This window comes from Proteus alimentorum, from assembly GCF_002607735.1.
Taxonomy (GTDB): domain Bacteria; phylum Pseudomonadota; class Gammaproteobacteria; order Enterobacterales; family Enterobacteriaceae; genus Proteus; species Proteus alimentorum.
This window is the reverse complement of sequence record NZ_NBVR01000024.1, coordinates 1-20387: the sequence shown is the minus strand read 5'-3', so window position 1 is coordinate 20387 and position 20387 is coordinate 1. Positions and strand designations below refer to the sequence as shown.

The 20387-nt window shown below is 40.1% G+C and carries 20 protein-coding genes; 2 read left to right on the top strand and 18 right to left on the bottom strand.

Annotation, left to right across the window (positions count from 1 at the left end):
• Positions 1-73 precede the first annotated feature (73 nt).
• The 14 genes from nlpD to cysJ all read right to left on the bottom strand — a co-directional run bounded on the left by nlpD (position 74) and on the right by cysJ (position 14552).
• On the bottom strand, positions 74-1192 hold the full coding sequence (gene nlpD, locus B6258_RS07010; RefSeq protein WP_099074650.1) for a murein hydrolase activator NlpD: 1119 nt from the start codon (positions 1190-1192) through the stop codon (positions 74-76).
• Between the two features lie 153 nt (positions 1193-1345).
• Positions 1346-1972: a protein-L-isoaspartate(D-aspartate) O-methyltransferase gene (locus tag B6258_RS07005; protein WP_075673789.1), complete on the bottom strand. Its 627-nt coding sequence runs from the start codon at positions 1970-1972 to the stop codon at positions 1346-1348.
• Positions 1966-2730, bottom strand: coding sequence for a 5'/3'-nucleotidase SurE (surE, locus tag B6258_RS07000; protein ID WP_099074649.1), 765 nt, complete (start codon positions 2728-2730; stop codon positions 1966-1968). Before surE ends, B6258_RS07005 begins: the two co-directional genes overlap by 7 nt.
• Positions 2708-3760: a tRNA pseudouridine(13) synthase TruD gene (truD, locus tag B6258_RS06995; protein WP_099074648.1), complete on the bottom strand. Its 1053-nt coding sequence runs from the start codon at positions 3758-3760 to the stop codon at positions 2708-2710. The genes surE and truD overlap by 23 nt, the downstream gene beginning before the upstream one ends.
• Positions 3757-4242 carry a 2-C-methyl-D-erythritol 2,4-cyclodiphosphate synthase gene (gene ispF, locus B6258_RS06990; RefSeq protein WP_099074647.1) on the bottom strand — a complete coding sequence of 162 codons (486 nt, stop codon included), beginning with the start codon at positions 4240-4242 and terminating at the stop codon, positions 3757-3759. Before ispF ends, truD begins: the two co-directional genes overlap by 4 nt.
• 4 nt (positions 4243-4246) lie before the next feature.
• Positions 4247-4993 (bottom strand): 2-C-methyl-D-erythritol 4-phosphate cytidylyltransferase, encoded by a 747-nt coding sequence (gene ispD / locus B6258_RS06985; protein ID WP_099074646.1) that lies wholly within the window; start codon positions 4991-4993, stop codon positions 4247-4249.
• 39 nt (positions 4994-5032) lie between these two features.
• Positions 5033-5323, bottom strand: a complete 291-nt coding sequence (gene ftsB, locus B6258_RS06980) for a cell division protein FtsB (protein ID WP_036913758.1) — start codon at positions 5321-5323, stop codon at positions 5033-5035.
• A gap of 331 nt (positions 5324-5654) precedes the next feature.
• Positions 5655-6269, bottom strand: a complete 615-nt coding sequence (gene cysC, locus B6258_RS06975) for an adenylyl-sulfate kinase (protein ID WP_099074645.1) — start codon at positions 6267-6269, stop codon at positions 5655-5657.
• Positions 6269-7720 carry a sulfate adenylyltransferase subunit CysN gene (gene cysN / locus B6258_RS06970; RefSeq protein ID WP_099074644.1) on the bottom strand — a complete coding sequence of 484 codons (1452 nt, stop codon included), beginning with the start codon at positions 7718-7720 and terminating at the stop codon, positions 6269-6271. The genes cysC and cysN overlap by 1 nt, the downstream gene beginning before the upstream one ends.
• Before the next feature lie 11 nt (positions 7721-7731).
• The gene (gene cysD / locus B6258_RS06965) at positions 7732-8640 is read right to left on the bottom strand and encodes a sulfate adenylyltransferase subunit CysD (RefSeq protein ID WP_099074643.1); all 909 of its coding nucleotides are present in this window, start codon (positions 8638-8640) and stop codon (positions 7732-7734) included.
• Positions 8641-8651: 11 nt separating this feature from the next.
• A complete protein-coding gene (gene cysG, locus B6258_RS06960; protein WP_099074642.1) occupies positions 8652-10076 on the bottom strand; it encodes a siroheme synthase CysG in 1425 nt (474 codons plus the stop codon).
• Positions 10077-10281: 205 nt separating this feature from the next.
• Positions 10282-11013, bottom strand: coding sequence for a phosphoadenylyl-sulfate reductase (locus tag B6258_RS06955; RefSeq protein WP_099074641.1), 732 nt, complete (start codon positions 11011-11013; stop codon positions 10282-10284).
• Positions 11010-12740 carry an assimilatory sulfite reductase (NADPH) hemoprotein subunit gene (cysI, locus tag B6258_RS06950; RefSeq protein ID WP_099074640.1) on the bottom strand — a complete coding sequence of 577 codons (1731 nt, stop codon included), beginning with the start codon at positions 12738-12740 and terminating at the stop codon, positions 11010-11012. The genes B6258_RS06955 and cysI overlap by 4 nt, the downstream gene beginning before the upstream one ends.
• Positions 12741-14552 carry an NADPH-dependent assimilatory sulfite reductase flavoprotein subunit gene (gene cysJ, locus B6258_RS06945; protein ID WP_099074639.1) on the bottom strand — a complete coding sequence of 604 codons (1812 nt, stop codon included), beginning with the start codon at positions 14550-14552 and terminating at the stop codon, positions 12741-12743. It abuts the gene before it with no gap.
• Between the two features lie 296 nt (positions 14553-14848).
• Here cysJ and queD point away from each other — a divergent pair, with 296 nt between their 5' ends.
• Entirely contained in the window at positions 14849-15214 is a 366-nt protein-coding gene (gene queD / locus B6258_RS06940) for a 6-carboxytetrahydropterin synthase QueD (protein ID WP_088494721.1), read from the top strand.
• An 80-nt stretch (positions 15215-15294) separates the two neighbouring features.
• Here the strand turns inward: queD and queE are convergent, their stop codons facing one another.
• Positions 15295-15966, bottom strand: a complete 672-nt coding sequence (gene queE, locus B6258_RS06935; protein ID WP_099074638.1) for a 7-carboxy-7-deazaguanine synthase QueE — start codon at positions 15964-15966, stop codon at positions 15295-15297.
• 166 nt (positions 15967-16132) lie between these two features.
• Between queE and B6258_RS06930 the strand changes: the two genes are divergently transcribed.
• A complete protein-coding gene (locus B6258_RS06930) occupies positions 16133-17500 on the top strand; it encodes an amino acid permease (RefSeq protein ID WP_098942033.1) in 1368 nt (455 codons plus the stop codon).
• A gap of 62 nt (positions 17501-17562) precedes the next feature.
• On the opposite strand, the gene B6258_RS06925 is transcribed toward B6258_RS06930, so the two are convergent.
• The 3 genes from B6258_RS06925 to B6258_RS06915 all read right to left on the bottom strand — a co-directional run bounded on the left by B6258_RS06925 (position 17563) and on the right by B6258_RS06915 (position 20094).
• Positions 17563-17967, bottom strand: coding sequence for a helical membrane plugin domain-containing protein (locus B6258_RS06925; protein WP_099074637.1), 405 nt, complete (start codon positions 17965-17967; stop codon positions 17563-17565).
• Between the two features lie 11 nt (positions 17968-17978).
• Positions 17979-19172, bottom strand: coding sequence for an NAD(P)/FAD-dependent oxidoreductase (locus B6258_RS06920; RefSeq protein WP_099074636.1), 1194 nt, complete (start codon positions 19170-19172; stop codon positions 17979-17981).
• 136 nt (positions 19173-19308) lie between these two features.
• A complete protein-coding gene (locus B6258_RS06915; protein WP_099074635.1) occupies positions 19309-20094 on the bottom strand; it encodes an endonuclease/exonuclease/phosphatase family protein in 786 nt (261 codons plus the stop codon).
• Positions 20095-20387: the final 293 nt, after the last annotated feature.

Below are 20387 nucleotides of genomic sequence, written 5' to 3'. Positions count from 1 at the left end.
AAGCCCTCTCCTTTTTGTAAAGGAGAGGGCTTAACTTTAGGATTATTCACTATACGTGTAAAAAATTACGTATCTATTTCTTTGGTAAATAACTCATTGGGTTGAGTGACTTTTCTTTATAGCGGATCTCAAAGTGTAGTCGGACAGAACTGGTTCCAGAACTACCCATTGTGGCAATTTGCTGACCTGCATTCACATTTTGCTGTTCACGTACCAAAATGGTGTCGTTATGTGCATATGCACTGAGGTATTCGTCATTATGCTTAATGATAACGAGGTTACCATAACCGCGTAATGCGCTACCTGCATAAACCACTTTACCCGCAGCAGTTGCAACAATTGGTGAACCTTTTGTACCACCAATGTCGATCCCTTTATTACCACCAGGTGCACTTGAGTAACTTTCGATGATGTTACCTTGCGCAGGCCAAATCCACTTACCAGAAGCAGCCGTTGGTGCCGGAGTTGCTGCCGTTGTCGTGTTTGTATTTGTTGTTGGTGGCGGAGTCGTTGTCTTTGGTTGTGTTGTTGCCGGTTTAGTAATCAATGGTCCCATAGCACCATTGTTTGTTGGTTTAGTCTGTGCCGTTTGAACACCAGCGCTACTTGATTGATTAATAACCGATGTATTGACATTCGTATTAGTCCCCGTGTTGACCTGACGGTTACCAATATTCAACACCTGCCCTACGTTTAAGCTATAAGGTTCTGGGATGTTGTTCATTGATGCCAGTTCTTTTACATCACTATCTGTTATCCAAGCGATATAGAACATAGTATCACCGCGTTTTACCGTGTACGTATTACCGTTGTAGTTTCCTTTTGGAATACTGTCGTAATTACGGTTATACACAATGCGTCCAGAGCCATCAGTGCTTACATTTTGAGCTGCAACTGACGTTTGAGGGCGAGGCTGGCTTTGAGGCTGAACCATGCCACCATCAGACGAAGCGGAGTTCACCTTAATAGAAGGAGGAGGTGATGATTGTAAGGGGGTAGTTCTTTCAATAGGTGTCGCATTACTGTTAGTCATCACAGGCGCGGTTGATACCGTACTATTTGAAGAGCTATCATTTACAGAGGTAATTGGCGCAGGACGATAAGGTGTATCTGCACAACCTGTTAATGCAAATCCAATTACCGAACACATGATTGCCCAGCGGACATGCTTAATTGGGCTTTCTGAATTCATACTTCCTTCTCCCTTTAAAAAGGCATTAGCATCTAGCAATTTGTCGAGTTAAACAAAAAGACTGCAATTTTTTGAAAATGTTTCATTTATTAGTGCAGATTACGACAAGCTATTAAAAAGCAGTAATAAAAAACGGTCAGATTTATCTGGAAGTTATGCTAACTCGCCTGCAATTAAAGGAACAAATCTAACAGTTTCTATTGATTGATAGTGAAAATCATTACCTAAACGTCGGATAAACTTCAGTATTTGTTGTTGTTCTCCAACGGGTATTATCATCCTGCCACCATCGGCTAACTGCATTAATAACTGTTGTGGTACTTCTGTTGCACATGCTGTCACTATTATGGCATTAAAAGGGGCTTTTGATGACCAACCTTCCCAACCATCACCATGACGTGTCGAGATATTATGTAAATCAAGATGTTTAAAACGTCGTTTAGCTTGCCATTGCAATATCTTTATACGCTCAACGGAACTCACATGATGGACTAAATTTGCTAATACTGCAGTTTGATATCCCGAACCTGTACCAATTTCTAATACAGAATCTGTACTTTGTAATTCCAGCAGTGTTGTCATTTTGGCAACAATATATGGCTGTGAAATAGTTTGCCCATTACCAATAGGCAAAGCTGTATTTTCATAAGCCTTATGCGAAAGCGCTTCATCAATAAAAAGCTCTCTTGGTACTTTACTCATTGCTTCCAACAGGCTCTCATCCTTGATGCCATGCTGTTTTAACATTGTCAGTAAGTCTTTCATTGACCGACTTAACATGTTTTTTTGACCTCTGCTTTATTTAACCAAGTTTGTAGTAAATCGAGTGCTTTATAGGCTGTTAAATCAACATGTAATGGGGTTATCGAAACATACCCTTCGTCAACAGCAGCAAAATCTGTATCAGGACCTACATCATTTTTTTCACCTGGAGGCCCAATCCAATAAAGACTATTTCCTCTAGGGTCGGTATGAGTATAAACATGTTGTGAAGCATGACGGCTACCACAACGTGTAATACGAAAACCTTTTACTTCATCAAGAGGAATATCAGGTACGTTAATATTGAGAATATTTCCTGCTCTTAAAGGGACTTGTTGTAACATTGCCAAAACTTCACAAGTCACTTGAGCCGCAGTCTCAAAGTGCGTTTCACCATCAAGTGAAACAGCAATAGCAGGTAAACCTAAAAAACGCCCTTCTGTTGCCGCCGCAACAGTTCCTGAATAAATAACATCATCACCCAAGTTAGGGCCATGATTAATCCCCGAGACCACAATATCAGGACGAGGACGCACTAAATGGTTTACACCGAGATAAACACAATCTGTTGGTGTTCCCTCAACAATCGCAATATCCCCATTCTCAAGCTCTTGCTTACGTAGAGGTCTGTCAATTGTTAAAGAATTAGATGCCGCACTTCGATTACGATCAGGTGCAACAATTTGTACATCATAACGCTGGCGCAATGCTTTAGCGAGGGTCTGTATCCCCTTCGCCATCACACCATCGTCATTACTCACCAATATTTTCAGCATCATCATTCCCTAATAAAATTAATTCACGTACAACACTCGTTGCAAAGCTTCCTGCGGGTAAAAAGAATGACAGAGAAACAGTGGTGTCGTCTACCCAATTCCATGACATATCTTCGGGTAATACATTGATAGCACGTCTTGTATTATCAACGCGTTCTTGTCGAGCCAGTGACCAGAAGGCTTCATATTCTGCCAGATTTTTAGTCTCAAAATCCAATGCTTGTGATTGTGTACCTAAATCACCTTTACCCGGCAAAGGAGCAGTGATATGAACATCATGTTCTTCATAACGAGTTTGTGTTTGAGCCAGTTCTGCTTCATCAACAACAAACCAGCTACCTCTTCCATGAAGTTGCATTGCATCACCGAGGATCACTTTTGAATATAAATCACATTCCAATCTTTTGCTGACGATATGATTAAACATCGCACTACGGGCAGCTGAAAGATAAAAACTACGTTTTCCTCGTTCTTTGACGCGAATTTCGTCTGTTGCCCAACGTAGGGCTTGTCGTAAATTATCACCATTACGACCAAATCGTTGAGCACCAAAGTAGTTAGGAATACCTTTCGCTTTTATTTGCACTAATCGAGTATCAACAAAATCGCGATCAGAAATGTCTCGTAACACCAATGTAAAGTGATTACCTTTTAGCGTTCCTATACGTAATTTACGTTGTTGACGAGTCGTTTCTAGAATTTCGCAACCCTCTAAAACAAGCTGACTAAAATCAGGCATCTCTTTACCCGGCATTCGCAGGCAAAACCATTGTTCAGTAACCGCATTTCTGTCTTTTAGTCCAGCATAACTGGCATCACGAGGATGGATCCCAACAAATTTTGCCAATTTTTCAGCAACAAAAGCCGTGTTACAACCTGTTTTTCTGATTTTCACCATGACATGCTCGCCTTCACCATCAAGGGTGAAGCCAAGATCTTCACAGACAATAAAATCTTCAGGGATCGACTTTAGTAAGCCTGTTGCTTGTGGTTTTCCATGTAACCAATGGAGTTCGGGTAAATCACTCATTCAGGTAATGACTCTTTCATTAATAAAACAACGGCTTCACAAGCAATACCTTCTTTTCTACCAACAAACCCAAGCTTTTCTGTTGTAGTCGCTTTTACATTGATATCATCAACATGACAATGAAGATCTTCAGCGATATTGACGCGCATTTGCGGTGTATGAGGTAGCATTTTGGGTGCCTGAGCAATAATCGTGACATCTAAATTACCAATTCGGTAACCTTTTGCTCTTACGCGTGAGAATGCTTCACGAAGGAGCACTCGGCTATCTGCGCCTTTATATGCCGGATCAGTATCAGGAAATAATGTGCCAATGTCTCCCATCGCCACCGCGCCTAAAATAGCATCTGTAACCGCATGTAATACGACATCTCCGTCAGAGTGAGCTAACAACCCTTGTTCATAAGGAACTCTGACGCCGCCAATAATAATAGGACCTTCACCGCCAAATTGATGTACGTCGTAACCGTGTCCAATTCTCATTTTATTATGTGTTCCTTATACTGGTGATTTGGCGTGAGAGGAAAAACTCTGCAAGCGCTAAATCTTCTGGCTGAGTAACTTTGATATTATCTGCACGCCCTTTAACTAATAAAGGTTCATATCCCGCAAACTCCATCGCTGAGGCTTCATCAGTGATAGTCGCTTTTTGTGAGAGTGCATTTTCTATATTTTGTTTTAATAACAATGCAGGAAAGAATTGTGGCGTTAATGCATGCCATAGGGTGGTTCTTTCTACTGTTTGTTCAATATGATTATCTTGTTGATGACTACGTTTCATTGTATCGCGAACAGGCGTCGCAAGAATGCCTCCACAAAATTGTGGATCCATAACATTTTCATCAATTAATTTTATAAGATGATCAAGATCGCCAAAATGCAGGCAAGGTCTTGCTGCATCATGCACTAACGCCCATGTATTTTCAGAAAAGTGTTGAGTAACATACTCTAAACCTGACAATACCGAGTCAGCACGTTCACCACCACCATTAACTGTAATTATTCTTTCATCTTGCGCTAAAGGTAAAGTGTGAAAATAGCTGTCATTAGGACTGATCGCCACGATAATTTGCATTATACGTGGGTGTTTTAATAAGGCATTAATGGTATGTTCAAGAATAGTCAATCCGCCAATCTTCAAATATTGTTTTGGGCAGACTGATTGCATTCGACTTCCAATACCGGCTGCTGGAATAACAGCAACAATAGGAAGAGTAGAGTTTGTTATATTCATTATGATATTTGTATCAGGACACACTATTAATTCAATAAATTAACGACGTGGTTGAGATTTATCGCTCACAATACGGAAAAATGTCTCATTAGGCTTTATCATTCCTAATTCACTACGAGCACGTTCTTCTAACGCTTCTTGCCCGCCATTGAGGTCATCAATCTCTGCAAATAGACGATCATTACGCTCTTTTAACTGCGTATTTTGCGCCAATGCAGATTCAACTTCTTGAGTTACTTTGTTGTAATCATGGATACCATTTTTACCTAACCACAATGAATATTGTAGCCAACCAAGTAAAATTAGAAGTAAGACTGTTAATTTCCCCATTACCACCCCCAAGATTAATGGGCTAATCATCCCACAACTCAACCACAGACGCCACAAAAGTGCTGGAATATATTACATTATTATTCCTATTCTCCTCACTATAAACATGGGTAACTTCTGCAAAATTCAGACTAAGGTTTGATTTTTTCTTATTTAGATGAGGTGCTATGGGGTTAATTTATAAATAAATGAATGCGCAATTAAAGCGTGAGTTGTATTTTAAATGATATGCCGAAATAAGCATTTCTTACTTTAATTGAATACATTATCTCTCCACATTCGCCCTTTTTATAGACGGTTCGTGCAGAGATAATTTAATGTCATCATCAAATTAACGGTAAATTTGGTTTTGCCGTAGATATGTGAGGATTTGTTGGGTTAGTTCACTTATAGAAAGTGTGCCGTCTAAATGTAATTCAGGATCGATGGGCGGCTCATAAGGCGAATCGATACCTGAAAATTGCTTTATCTCACCACGTCTTGCTTTTTGATAAAGCCCTTTCGGATCACGGGACTCACAAATAGAAAGTGGAGTATCAACAAAGATTTCAATAAATCTTCCTTGCTCAAAGCTCCCTCTAACTTGTTGTCTGTCTTTTTGATAAGGCGAGATAAACGCCGTTAAGACAATAAGCCCTGCATCGACCATCAATTTAGCGACTTCTCCCACTCGGCGAATATTCTCGTGCCTATCTTCGGCACTAAATCCAAGATCACTGCACAATCCATAGCGTAAGTTATCCCCATCTAATAAATAGCTATGAATAGGTGAATGCTTTTGTGCATACTGATAAAACGCTTGTTCTAGCGCATCAGCAAGTGTGGATTTGCCTGAGCCAGATAATCCCGTAAACCAAAGCACACATCCTTTGTGTGCTTGTTGTGATTCGCGTTCATTTAATCCAATCTTATGAGGATGCCAAACAATATCGTTGCTTATCACCACTATTTTCCTCCAAGAAGATCTCTCGCGCCCCAATGGGGAAAGTGACGACGGATAAGCTGATTTAACTCGACTTCAAAAGCATCATATTGCGTCATAGTTTGTATCGAGCCATCTTTAGTTTCTCGAATAAGACCAGCACCTACAGTGACATTGCTTAGTCGATCAATAAGAATGAATCCTCCAGTATCAGCATTAACTTGATAATTATCCAGCACTAGTGGTTCTTCAAATGAGATATCGACACGACCAATCGCATTTAAACTTAAGTTATCTGTGACTTGTTGAGTGAGTTTATTTACATCCACTTGATAGTGAATATTCTCTATTTTGGCGCGGCTTTTTTTACCTGCAATTTTGATATCTAGAGTATGGCCTTGCACTAAAGGTTGCTCTGACATCCACACCACGTCAATTAACGCATGAGTGCTGATATTGGCGGTTGTGTCGTTATCATCAACGATAATATCCCCACGACTAATATCAATTTCATCTGCCAGAACCAGTGTGATTGCTTGTCCTGCTTTAGCTCGCGTTAAATCACCATCAAAAGTGACAATACGTTTGATCGTTGTCTGTTTTCCCGAAGGTAATATTTTGATTTGTTGCCCTTGATAAAGCTCGCCTGAAGACACAGTACCACTGTATCCTCTAAAATCTAAATCTGGACGGTTCACATATTGCACAGGGAAACGCAATACTTGCGCATCTGAGCCCAATTTAACTGGCGCATCTTCTAATAATGAAAGTAACGTTTTTCCTTGATACCAAGGCATATTCAATGAAGGAGAAACCACATTGTCACCATCAAGAGCAGAAATAGGGACAAATTCAATAGTGAGATCCGCTGGGAGTTGATCGGCAAAATGAAGATAATCTTGTCGGATCGAATCAAAGATCGCTTGCTGATAATCCACCAGATCCATTTTATTAATTGCAACGATTAAGTGGCGTATCCCAAGGAGTGTGCTGATAAAACTGTGTCGCCGTGTTTGTTCTTGTACGCCTTTTCGAGCATCGATCAACAGAATAGAAAGTGAACTTGTTGATGCACCTGTCGCCATATTGCGGGTATATTGAGCATGTCCAGGGGTATCAGCAATAATAAACTTACGCTTTGAAGTTGAAAAATAACGGTAAGCAACATCAATCGTGATCCCTTGCTCTCTCTCTGCTGCTAATCCATCCACCAGCAATGCAAGATCGAGTTTTTCACCTTGAGTACCGATCTTTTTACTTTCATTTTGTAATGTAGAAAGCTGATCTTCATAGATCTGCCTTGTATCATGAAGTAAACGTCCTATTAATGTACTTTTTCCATCATCAACATTCCCACAAGTTAAAAACCGCAGTAATCCTTTATTTTGTTGAGTCTTAAGATAACGTTCTACTCCGCCCTGCTGTGCGATTTCACCTGCGACAAGTTGATTCGTTTTTACGGCTAAAAGTCCCATATTTCCTCCGATTAAAAATAACCTTGGCGCTTTTTCAGTTCCATCGAGGCCGACTGATCACTATCAATTAAACGCCCTTGTCGTTCGCTGCTGGTGGAAATCAGCATTTCTTCAATAATGGCGGGTAGCGTTTCTGCTTGTGAAGGGATCGCCCCCGTTAATGGCCAACATCCCAGCGTTCTAAATCTCACTTGTTGCTGAGCGATCACTTCCCCTGGTTTTAGATCAATTCTGTCGTCATCTACCATAATTAAGGTGCCATCACGCTCAATAACCGGTCTATTTTTGGCAAAATAGAGAGGAACAATGTCGATATTTTCTAGATAGATATATTGCCATATATCGAGTTCCGTCCAGTTAGAGAGCGGAAAGACACGAATACTTTCCCCTTTATTAATCTGTCCGTTATAGTTTTTCCATAATTCAGGTCGTTGATTTTTCGGATCCCAGCGATGCTTTCTATCTCTAAATGAATAAATACGCTCTTTGGCTCGTGATTTTTCTTCATCACGACGCGCACCACCAAATGCCGCATCAAAACCATATTTATCTAAGGCTTGCTTTAACCCTTCGGTTTTCATGATATCCGTGTGTTTTGCACTGCCATGAATAAAGGGATTAATACCGAGTTCAGCCCCTTGTGGGTTGCGATACACTTTAAGATCAAAACCATATTCTTTAGCCGTTTTATCTCGAAACTCATACATTTCTCGAAATTTCCAGCCAGTATCAACATGCAACAAAGGAAAAGGTAATTTTGCGGGATAAAACGCTTTGCGAGCTAAATGCAACATCACCGAGGAATCTTTGCCTATTGAATAAAGCATGACGGGATTTTCAAATTCAGCGACAACTTCGCGCAGAATATAAATGCTTTCTGCTTCTAATTGCTGAAGATGGGTTAATTGTGTTTCATTCATAACAACCTCGTTTAGGCAAAATGAACCAAAGGTGAATGGAGTGACGGTAAGGATTGATAAACATGTCTGTCACCAAACCACGCAAGTTGGTGATGTAGTGCCGCGACTTCTCCGACTATTAATAAAGCAGGAGTCGGTGCTTTTTCGGCTAACTGCGCTAATTGAGTTAGATTTCCTGTGAAAACTTGCTGATCACGACGTGTACCACAACTGATCACCGCGATAGGTGTTAATGGAGAACGCCCAAGCTTGATTAAACGCTGGCTAATAAGCTCTGCTTTTGCTGTCCCCATATAAATAGCGAGTGTGTGATTAGCTTGCGCTAATGATCCCCAATCCGGCTCAATTCCATCGGCTTTACAATGCCCAGTCATAAAGGTGACACTTTGGGCATATTGTCGGTGGGTTAAAGGGATCCCCGCATAAGCACTCGCGCCACTTGCCGCCGTGATCCCCGGTACAACTTGAAAAGAGATCCCATGCTCAATGGCAATTTCAATTTCTTCGCCACCACGCCCAAAAATAAAGGGATCGCCGCCCTTTAATCGAACAACGCGTTTACCAAGTTGTGCATATTTCACGATCAGTGCATTGGTTTCCTCTTGAGAAACACTATGGTGTCCCGCTCTTTTACCCACACAAATAGTGTCAGCATCACGTCGTACAAGCTCTAGCACTTCAGGGCTGACTAAACTGTCATAGAGCACAACTTCGGCTTGTTGAATAACCTGCAAACCGCGTAGTGTTAATAATCCAGCATCACCGGGACCTGCCCCAACTAATGCAAGTTCGCCTTGTTGGATCTCTTTTTGTTTCAATTGTTGTTCAAGCAAGGCTTCAGCTTGCGCTAATTGATCGCTTGCCACTAAAGAGGCAAATTGACCACTGAAGGCTTGTTCCCAAAAACGGCAACGAGCTTGAAAAGTTGCTAAATGCTGTTTCACTTTGTTGCGCCACTTTCCAGCGAGTGTCGCCATTGTGCCTAATGAAGTTGGCAATAATGCTTCTAATTTCTCGCGGATCATTCGCACTAAAACAGGTGCTTTCCCTGCCGATGAAATCGCAATCAAAATAGGGTTTCTATCGATAATGGCTGGAAAGATAAATGAGCATTGAGGCTGAGAATCCACTACATTGACAAAAATATGTCGTGCTTGTGCATCAAGATAAACTTGCTGATTCAGCACACTGTCATTCGTTGCGACAATCACCAGCATCATTCCTAATAGATGTTCAGATTGATATTTGGCTGATACCCATTCAATTTTCTCTTGCTGATAAGCAAGAGATAACTCATCACACAACTGAGGTGCAATCACTCTTAAGCGAGCGCCAGCCCTTAACAACAGCAGAGCTTTACGCGCAGCAATATGACCACCACCAACCAATAACACTGGGCGTTCTTTTAATTCTACAAATAAGGGTAGGTAATCCATACGCGCATTCCACCTTCGTTGTTCACTTTATAACTAACGACTATAAAAGGTGCTTTAGGGGTTATGAAATGACAAAAAGCTATGTGATGGAACAGAAAGGAATAAGGAAAAATAAAATATTTTCAAATGGTTATAGTTTTAAAAATGACAAAAAGGGCAATAGATAAGCTCTATTACCCCAATTATTTATTGGTCGATAATGACGTTATTCGTGTAATCCACACTCACGTTTTAAGCCAAAAAATCGTGTTTCTTCTTCACTCATCCCCTCTTCCCATTTTCGGGTTGTATGCGTATCTCCCACAGAGAGATAACCCTGCTCCCATAAAGGGTGATAAGGTAAGTCGTTTTCTTTAAGATATTGATAAACTTCCTTATTATCCCAATCTACTATAGGTAAAAACTTAAAGATCCCTTTTGCGATTGAAAGCACAGGTAAATGTTCACGGCTTTTAGCTTGTTGTCGGCGAAGACCTGCAAACCATGTTTGAGCCTGTAACGTTTTTAATGCCCTTTCCATCGGCTCTACTTTGTTTATTTGGTTATAACGCTCAATACCCTCAATGCCTTCTAACCAAAGTTTACCATAGCGCGCTTCTTGCCAAGATGAAGATATTTCAGCTCGATAGACCTTCAAGTTAAGTTGTAATTGTTGAGTCAGCGTATCAATAAATTGGTAAGTTTCAGGAAATAAGTAACCTGTATCGGTCAAAATCACAGGGATATCAGGGTATTGTCTTGTCATTAAATGCAGACATACTGCCGCTTGAATACCAAAACTAGAGCTTAATACAAAGGCTTTAGGTAAATTATCTAAAGCCCAAGTAACTCGTTCAATGGCGCTTAATTGCTCTAACTGTTGATTTATCTGGCACAAAGCGTGTGTCTGCTCTTCAACAGGTAGCTGTTTTAGCGAAGCAAGCTGAAATAAACTCATATCGCCTCCTGTACTTCATAAAAATCGATGGCTGAATTCAGTACAGGTTTAACCACATCAGTGCGAATAAGAAAATCACCAAAACCTTCATTGTTATGACGAGAAACCGCCCATTCACCAATCAATGAATCGAGTATGACTATGATTTCTTGTGAGGTAATATTTTCACGATACATTCTAGGGATACGTGTCCCGATGCGATTCCCCCCTAAATGCAAGTTGTAGCGATCAGGTGCTTTACCCACCAGCCCCACTTCTGCCAACATCGCTCGACCACAGCCATTTGGGCACCCAGTTACGCGCACAACAATATGCTCATCACTGACGCCATGTTTTGTCATTAAGCTATCAAGTGTGTCGGTGAATGAGGGTAAAAAGCGCTCAGCTTCTGCCATCGCTAATGGGCACGTTGGGAAAGAAACACACGCCATCGCATGTTCACGCAGTGGGGTAACTTGACTATTTATCAAACCATATCGACGAGCAATAGCTTCAATCTTGGCTTTTTCGCTTTCGGGTACACCTGCGACAATTAAGTTTTGATTTGCGGTAAGGCGAAAATCACCTTGATGAATTTTAGCGATTTCAGCAACACCTGTTTTTAATGGGGCATCAGGTGTATCAATCAGCCGTCCACTTTCAATAAACAAAGTCAGGTGCCATTTATCATCAACACCTTTTAACCAACCAATTTGATCGCCTCGATGGGTAAATTCATAAGGTCGAATAGCCTCAAAAGTGACACCTGAGCGGCGTTCAACCTCTTGTTTAAACGTCTCTACGCCAACGCGTTCTAATGTGTATTTTGTTTTTGCATTTTTGCGTTCTGTTCGATTTCCCCAGTCACGCTGTGTTGTCACAATCGCTTCTGCAATTGCCAATGTATTTTCAATCGGGATATAACCAAACTCACTGGCTAAGCGAGGAAAGGTATTTTTATCACCATGCGTCATTGCAAGACCGCCCCCCACAAGCACGTTAAAGCCAACTAGACGCCCGTTTTCAGCAATTGCAATAAAGTTCATGTCATTCGCATGAAGATCAACATCATTATGAGGCGGGATCACTACTGCGGTTTTAAATTTCCTCGGTAAATAGGTTTCCCCCAAAATAGGTTCTTCGTCTGTGGTTGCAACTTTTTCTTTATCTAACCAAATTTCCGCATAAGCATGAGTACGAGGTAATAAGTGTTCTGATATTTTTTTCGCCCACTCATACGCTTCTTGGTGTAATGAAGATTGCACTGGGTTTGAAGTACATAACACATTACGGTTAACATCATTCGCAGTAGCTAGAGAATCCAATCCTGTTGCTGCAAGCATTTGATGGGCAGGTTTTACATTGCCTTTTAAAATGCCATGAAATTGAAATGTTTGACGATTAGTAATACGAATACTGCCATAAAGCGTATTTTCAGTCGCAAACTTATCAATGCTAAGCCACTGATTAGGCGAAATAATGCCACCGGGCAAGCGGCAACGTAGCATCATGGCATGGCGAGGTTCTAGCATTTGCTCTGCGCGTTCGGTACGAATATCTCTGTCATCTTGTTGATACATGCCATGAAAGCGGATCAATAGAAAGTTATCGCCTTCAAAACCACCCGTTAAACCATTTTGTAAGTCTTCTGTAATAGTGCCGCGTAAAAAGTGACTCTCTTTTTTCATGCGTTCACTATCAGCCAGTTTCCCTTCAACCACTAAGGGCGCTTGAGTGTGTGATTTCATTTAATAAACATCCCTCTGATAACGCCGTGCTAGGCGTAGCTCACTTAAGTATTCATCTGCTTCTTCAATATTTTTATTGCCATACTCCATCACAATATCTAACAACGCCTGTTCAACATCTTTTGCCATCCGTGATGCATCACCACAAACATAAAGATAAGCCCCTTGCTGTAACCATTGCCAAACCTCATTACCACGTTCACGCAATTTATCTTGTACATAAACTTTATGTGCTTGATCCCGAGACCATGCTAAATCGATATAAGTTAACAAACCGCTTTTAACATAACGTTGCCATTCCACTTGATAGAGAAAATCTTCTACAAAATGAGGATTACCAAAAAATAACCAGTTTTTACCTGTTGCAGCGTCATTTTCACGCTGTTGCATAAAACCTCTGAAAGGAGCAATACCTGTACCAGGGCCAATCATAATGACAGGTGCGCTGTCATCTTCAGGGAGACGAAAATGCACATTCTTTTCGATAAAAACATTAACGCTATCGCCTTCTTTCAAGCTATCCGCTAAAAAACCAGAGGCACCACCAGTATAAGCACGGGAGTTAACGTCATAGCGTACGACACCTAAAGTGAGGTGTACTTCGTCCTCAACTTCTTGTTGTGACGATGCAATAGAGTAAAGACGAGGAGTAAGTGGACGTAAAATATCAACAAAATCTTGTGCATTGGGTTGAGCACAATATTGGCGCACCATCTCATTAATAGGGTGTTTTTCTGCATATTGCTGAAGCTGGGTTTTATCAGCCACCAATGACAATAGCTCTTCATGGCGAGTCAATTGAGCATAGGCTTTTACGATAGGAGCGCTATTTTGAGTGAGTTCACAATGGTGCAGTAACGCTTCTTTTAAGGTGAATGTTTGAGATTTTAACGTGACAGATTCATCCCCCTTTAGCCACAATAAAGCAATAAGTTCATCAACCTTTTCGGGTGAGTTATTAAACCAAACGCCCAGCGCATCACCCGGTTGGTATTGCAAATCAGAACCTTCAAGGCTGATTTCAAGATGGCGAATATCTCTATCTGAATTCCTGCCTGTGATTTTTTGATTAGTCAGTAATGTGGCAGTAAAAGGCGCATCGCGATGATAAATAGAGGTCTCAATCGTATCCGTCGTGCCTGATTGTGTTTGTTGTAATACCTGAGTGGATTGCTCGGGTATTCTATTTTTTAAAATATCAGTAAGCTGTTTTATCCATTTATCTGCAACGGCTTGATATTCAACATCGGCATCAACTCTTGGTAATAAACGTGTTGCACCCAGTTGTGCTATTCGCTCATCAAAGTCTTTTCCTGCCTTACAGAAATGCTCATATGAAGCATCACCTAAGCTAAATACTGCATAAGCCGTTTCTTTCATTTCAGCAGCTTTTTTAGAGTTCAGATATTTATAAAAAGCTATCGCTTCTTCAGGTGGTTCTCCTTCACCTTGCGTTGATGCGATGATGATCAAGGTTGTGGCTTTATGGATCTGCTTAAATTTATATTCACTTGCAGAATACAGCCCTACATTCAATTTATTTTCAACGAGCTTGTCTCGTAACTGTTCTGCAAGGTGACGCGCATTACCAGTTTGAGAAGCTGAGATCAATGTAATGGTTTCCTGCTCTGGTACCTGTACTGAAGTAACCGTTGCCGATGTAGATACGACAGATGGATTAAGCTGCCCCCATAAATAGCCAGATAACCATGCAATTTGCGCGGTTGAGAGATCTTTTGTTGCATCCTGTAATTTACTCAATTGCTCCGGTGTTAATGGAAGCATTGATAATAATGGAGGTTGATTGCTCATTTATCCTGCCTTAAAAAAGCGAAGCACTTATCTGTGCTTTATTGTTTTTTGATAATATTTCTAATATTGAGAGGGTATCTCACGACTAGAAGGTGAATTAAAGACCTGTTGGCTCTATCTAATAACCTTAAATGCTAAATTTATTTATTGGTTTCCTTTATCGATATAATAGATAAGCAATAATGAAGATAATAAGTGATTAAGATTAACGGAGATTAGGCGTGGAACGCTAAATCGGCTACACTGATAGCGTTCGTTCTATCTGTTTCTTTTTTACTAATTAAGTCAAGAGAGTTTTGATGACAACCACCATCTTTAAAGATTTTCAGTTTGAAGCCGCCCACCATTTGCCACATGTTCCTGAAGGCCACAAATGTGGGCGTCTTCATGGGCACTCTTTCCTTGTTAGATTAGAACTAACCGGTGAAGTTGACGCACATTCAGGTTGGCTTATTGATTTTGCTGATGTGAAAGCCGCATTTAAACCTACTCTTGAGCGTCTAGATCACTATTATCTTAATGAAATTGAAGGGCTAGAAAATCCGACCAGCGAAGTGCTGGCAAAATGGATTTGGCAACAAGTAAAACCGTCATTGCCATTATTATCTGCGGTGATGGTGAAAGAGACGTGTACAGCAGGATGTATTTATCGCGGTGAGTAAATTGGTTTTAACATAAAACCGTGATCACCTAAAAGAAAATCAGCCTTTTATTGGCTGATTTTTTTATATTAAAGATGCGATCACGCAATATTTAAATACTTATGCGTTTGCATCGAGAAACGCCAATTACGTTCAATACAAGTTTTAATACATAATGCCGTCGCACGCTCCTTACAACTTATGGGTTGTAAAGCAACAACAGGTGCTGGGTGTTCTGTGCGTAATGTCAGTAAGGCATCCAACGCTTCAATATCTTTTTCACGCCCAACGGGATGTTTTATCTCATTGGCTCGATTTATTGCACTGGGTAATACTGTAAATCCCCCTTTCATGCCTACTTTTGGAGAAAGTGTCACCCATGTTTTCTCACTACATAAAATATCGTGAGTACCACTGGTTTCTATCTGGCAGGCAAAACCCGCTTGCTCAAGTCCTTCTGTTAAAGGACGTAAATCATATAAACAAGGCTCACCGCCTGTGATAACCACATGTTTTGCACTATAACCCTGCTGTTGGAAAAGTGATAAAATCTGAGCAACGCTGGCTTCTCCCCAAGCATCGCTTTCTTGCGTTTTAATAGGAATATCGCCAAGAGGCACTTTTTTTTCGTCTTCTTTTTCCCAAGTATGTTTGGTATCACACCAACTACAACCGACAGGACAACCTTGTAATCGAACAAAAAGTGCAGGAACGCCAGTAAAAACACCTTCACCCTGTAAGGTTTGAAACACTTCATTAATGGGGTATTGCATAAGAAACTCTGATATCCAATGAATGCTGATGATTATTACAGATAACTATCTCACCGTAAGAGGCTTTATGATAAGGTACATGGTTTGTTTTGAATAGCTAACGTGCGAGAAGACACTGAAAAAGAGGATAGCGTTCCTCCGTTGGACAGAGATGGGAATACTTTAGATGCAAAAAGAGAATCAACTTTCACGAGGATTATCAGGGCGGCACATTCGTTTCATGGCGCTAGGCTCTGCAATCGGTACAGGTTTATTTTATGGCTCTGCGGCTGCCATTGAGAAAGCGGGCCCAGCTGTATTGCTTGCTTACCTTATTGGTGGTGCTGCAGTATTTATGGTGATGCGTGCATTAGGTGAAATGGCAGTTCATCACCCAGTTGCTGGCTCTTTTTCACAATATGCAAGCCATTATATGGGGCCTTTAGCCGGCTTCTTAACAGGTTGGAACTACGTTTTTGAAATGCTGATTGTCTGTTTAGCCGACGTCACGGCATTTGGTTTCTATATGAAACTTTGGTTCCCAGATGTTGATCAATGGATATGGGTATTAGGAATAGTTTGTTTTATCGGCGCCTTAAACCTTTGCCATGTGAAGATATTTGGTGAAATGGAGTTTTGGCTTTCTATCGTTAAAGTCACTGCCATTATTGCCATGATAATTGGTGGTGTTGTCATTATGATGTATGGCTTTGGCCAACAAACCGAACATCCTATTGGTATTTCTAACTTATGGGAATTTGGTGGTTTTATGCCAAATGGTATTGAAGGGGTTATCGCCTCGCTTGCCATTGTGATGTTTGCGTTTGGAGGGATTGAAGTCATTGGTATTACCGCCAGTGAAGCTAAAGATCCTGAAAAAACCATTCCTAAAGCGATCAATGCCGTACCGTTTCGTATCTTATTATTCTATGTACTGACGATTTTCATTCTGATGTGCATTTTCCCTTGGCAGCAAATTGGCCATAACGGCAGCCCATTTGTACAAATTTTCTCAAATCTAGGGATCAATTCAGCGGCAAACATCTTAAACCTTGTGGTTATCACAGCCGCAATTTCTGCGATCAATAGTGATATCTTCGGTGCTGGTCGTATGATGTACGGTATGGCGCAAGAAGGACAAGCACCAAAATCCTTTATGAAACTCACCCGTAATGGTGTGCCTTGGATGACCGTGCTAGTGATGTCTGTTGTGCTGTTACTGGGAGTGGTACTTAACTACCTCATCCCAGAGCAGATCTTCGTTTTAATCGCCTCTATTGCGACATTTGCAACAGTTTGGGTGTGGTTAATGATTTTACTTTCTCAAGTTGCTATGCGTCGTAAGATGAGCGCAGATGAAGTGAAAACACTTAAATTCCCAGTACCACTATGGCCTGTTGCACCAGCACTGACTATCGTCTTTATGGCGTTTGTTATTGCAATCTTAGGCTATTTTGAGTCAACACGAATGGCATTGGTTGTCGGTATGGTATGGGTGGCTATTTTAACGGTTGGCTACTATGTGGGTATCAAACCAAGAATGAACCAGAAATAAATCACGTTTCTGTGTTAAACAATGAAGGCTGTGAAATATTCACAGCCTTTTCTTTATCTATATCACTGTTCACTTTCTATTCTTTGATTATTTTCTCCAATAATCTGCAGTGTTCTTAATACAATGGTTAATCCTTTTAACGTATCAGGATTTTTTAATAATGAAAAAGTTGAACCTAATGTATATTTTTTATCTTGATAAATAGATTCTTTCTTTGCCATATTAAACGCTGTACTTAATTCCCACACTGGTATCATTGTTTCTTCAAAAGCAACAGAAAGTTTTTCAACGGTAGCATTATCCATAATATCAATTGAGTCTGAAATTAAAGATAATAAATCGACGATATTATCAAAGCGCTTTAATGCTAATAATGGTCTTGCTTTTTCTAATAAATGTTGAAGGTGTATTTTATCTTCCTGTGACAACAGTTGGATCTCTGCTGGGTTTAAATTATTTTCACTCATTATTGTATTCCCTATAATAATCCTCTAACGGTTGCCCAATATAAACCTCGGTTATAACTATTACGCAGTAACCCACCCAGTTTTGTTGGTGGAGTAGGAATTACGTCATGTTTATAGTCATACTGTAATGGCATACCTGCTGATAGCCCCATCTGTGCAACTGCTTGTACTCGTCCATCATAAATTGCAGCAGGATAACCGTAACGAAGCTCACCACAAATATTGTTTGCAATCACACCAGCTTGGTTATGACAACTACCACCGGCCTTACTAATCGGTAAATCAACCGTATCACCAAGAACATACACTTGATTTAATCCATAGACTTGCAATGTTTCAGGATCAGTCGGTAACCAGCCTTCACCATTATTATGTTCACTCAAACCGGTATTACGGATCGCCTCAACGGCAGTAATAGGCGGTGTACTCATAAGGATATCAAATGGCTCTGCCTCACCTTCTTTTGAGTAAGCGATTTTCTTATCAGGATCAACATGGCTCAATGTAAAGCCTCGCTTAGCTTTAATATTTCGCTCAGAGAATACCGCAGGAAGAACCTCACAAACCTCTTGTTGCATAAACAGACAATTTCTTAGAAGTTGAGCAACCGTAGGATAGGTATAAACAATTTCAATATTACTTCTCACCCGACGCTGGCGAAGAAGTTCATCCAGCATCAATGTGGTTTCCATTGGCGCGATCCCGCATTGATGAGGTACATTGGGTGTTTCAGGGAAACTAACCGTAATAAATACACGACCTTTTTCAATTTTAGCTAATTTATCAGCAAGTGTTCTAGCTGCTTCATATTGATAAAAATGATTTCCCGCTTCTTTTAAGCCTTCAATTCTATGAGGACTAGGAACACAACCTGTTGCTAATACTAAAAAGTCATAGTTGTATTTTTTATTAGATTCGCAATAAATAACTTTATTATTAAAGTCAAAACGTTCTGCTTTATCAATAACAAATTCAATTTCAGGTCTTAATAAACTTCTTTCTGATCGCATTAGCTCTTCTTTTAAAAAAAGATTAAATGCAATATACATAAATGCAGGTTTGTAATAATGATTAGGATTATCTGAAATAAGCGTGATTTTAATTTTATTTGAAAAGATTTCTTCATTTAATTTTTTAGCCAGGATATTAGCAAGAATAGTTCCGCCGGTACCACCGCCAATAATAACTATATTTTTTGTTGGCATTTTATTTCCTATATCTAGTGATATTAGATAGACAAAAAAAGTATAGTAAAAGGCATTAATATAACAAATAGATTAAATAGATAGATAAATCACCTATAAAATAATATATCTAATTGATAAATGATATAATCACTTACTAATAAAATGTCGCAATTAAAGGATGATGATCGGATGCATCAGTGATTAAAACTTCAGCTTTATTCAACGATAATCCTCGATAAAAAATATAATCCAAAGGTTTACCAAAGGCTTTTGTACGACAATCGTTATCAAAAATAACTTCTTTAAGTCTTAACGTTCTTGCAAAACGTTTTAATACATTGACTCTTGGGCGACTCCACGCATTAAAATCACCCGCTAAAATAACAGGCCCTTTATGATGCATGATATGAACAGATAAATTGCTCAATTGACGCTGATAAACATCGACACCAAAACTAAAATTAATAGCATGTACATTAATGACCATTAAATGATCACCCGTAATTAACGGATATACTGTAATTAACGCTGATTTAGGCAGTCGTAAAAACGGCTCTTTCTCTCGGAGAGGACAACAATAGATAGGATGGGAACTGGATAATGTCATCACACCCGCTGGGTGTTGTTGAAAAGCTAATGCGGGAACTTGATCTGCAATTAAATGATGAGTTCCAGCAAAACGTACAAGCTCTGGTGTGGTTTGTGCTTCTTGCAACAAAAGCAAATGCGTATCTGTTGAGAGCGTTTCCAACATATTACGCCAATTGAGTCGTTGCTGTTTATAGATATTCCAAACTGCAATTTTTAGAGTGCCTTCTGTGTAGAGAGGCATTCCGATAGGTAGTGTATCCCTTCTTTCACTTAAAGGCGGGCTGGGTTCAATCCTCTCAACAGGTTGACCTGCCACAAAACGCACTGAATAAGTCGGTTTTTTCGCCATTAGCAACCTCAGATAAACAGCAAGATATCTTGCTATAACTAAAGTATACCAAAGGCAAGCTTCTCTCTCACCCTTTAAAAGGACGCTATAATCAACAAAAACAATTATTTTTATACATAATAGTCATATTTACTTAAAATTATCTGATTAATTTATTTCTTATTCTAAATTTTAAGCAAAAAAAAACCTAAGTCGTTAGACTTAGGTTTCTTAATGTTGGCGGAACGGACGGGACTCGAACCCGCGACCCCCTGCGTGACAGGCAGGTATTCTAACCAACTGAACTACCGCTC

What these genes read in the sequence shown, in the direction of transcription:
- ispD (WP_099074646.1), bottom strand. Translation starts at nt 4,993, where the DNA reads ATGAATATAACAAACTCTACTCTTCCTATTGTTGCTGTTATTCCAGCA.
- ispF (WP_099074647.1), bottom strand. Translation starts at nt 4,242, where the DNA reads ATGAGAATTGGACACGGTTACGACGTACATCAATTTGGCGGTGAAGGT.
- B6258_RS06920 (WP_099074636.1), bottom strand. Translation starts at nt 19,172, where the DNA reads ATGCCAACAAAAAATATAGTTATTATTGGCGGTGGTACCGGCGGAACT.
- cysJ (WP_099074639.1), bottom strand. Translation starts at nt 14,552, where the DNA reads ATGAGCAATCAACCTCCATTATTATCAATGCTTCCATTAACACCGGAG.
- truD (WP_099074648.1), bottom strand. Translation starts at nt 3,760, where the DNA reads ATGAGTGATTTACCCGAACTCCATTGGTTACATGGAAAACCACAAGCA.
- B6258_RS07005 (WP_075673789.1), bottom strand. Translation starts at nt 1,972, where the DNA reads ATGTTAAGTCGGTCAATGAAAGACTTACTGACAATGTTAAAACAGCAT.
- cysN (WP_099074644.1), bottom strand. Translation starts at nt 7,720, where the DNA reads ATGGGACTTTTAGCCGTAAAAACGAATCAACTTGTCGCAGGTGAAATC.
- cysI (WP_099074640.1), bottom strand. Translation starts at nt 12,740, where the DNA reads ATGAAATCACACACTCAAGCGCCCTTAGTGGTTGAAGGGAAACTGGCT.
- B6258_RS06925 (WP_099074637.1), bottom strand. Translation starts at nt 17,967, where the DNA reads ATGAGTGAAAATAATTTAAACCCAGCAGAGATCCAACTGTTGTCACAG.
- ftsB (WP_036913758.1), bottom strand. Translation starts at nt 5,323, where the DNA reads ATGGGGAAATTAACAGTCTTACTTCTAATTTTACTTGGTTGGCTACAA.
- B6258_RS06915 (WP_099074635.1), bottom strand. Translation starts at nt 20,094, where the DNA reads ATGGCGAAAAAACCGACTTATTCAGTGCGTTTTGTGGCAGGTCAACCT.
- cysG (WP_099074642.1), bottom strand. Translation starts at nt 10,076, where the DNA reads ATGGATTACCTACCCTTATTTGTAGAATTAAAAGAACGCCCAGTGTTA.
- nlpD (WP_099074650.1), bottom strand. Translation starts at nt 1,192, where the DNA reads ATGAATTCAGAAAGCCCAATTAAGCATGTCCGCTGGGCAATCATGTGT.
- cysD (WP_099074643.1), bottom strand. Translation starts at nt 8,640, where the DNA reads ATGAATGAAACACAATTAACCCATCTTCAGCAATTAGAAGCAGAAAGC.
- queE (WP_099074638.1), bottom strand. Translation starts at nt 15,966, where the DNA reads ATGCAATACCCCATTAATGAAGTGTTTCAAACCTTACAGGGTGAAGGT.
- B6258_RS06955 (WP_099074641.1), bottom strand. Translation starts at nt 11,013, where the DNA reads ATGAGTTTATTTCAGCTTGCTTCGCTAAAACAGCTACCTGTTGAAGAG.
- B6258_RS06930 (WP_098942033.1), top strand. Translation starts at nt 16,133, where the DNA reads ATGCAAAAAGAGAATCAACTTTCACGAGGATTATCAGGGCGGCACATT.
- surE (WP_099074649.1), bottom strand. Translation starts at nt 2,730, where the DNA reads ATGCTGAAAATATTGGTGAGTAATGACGATGGTGTGATGGCGAAGGGG.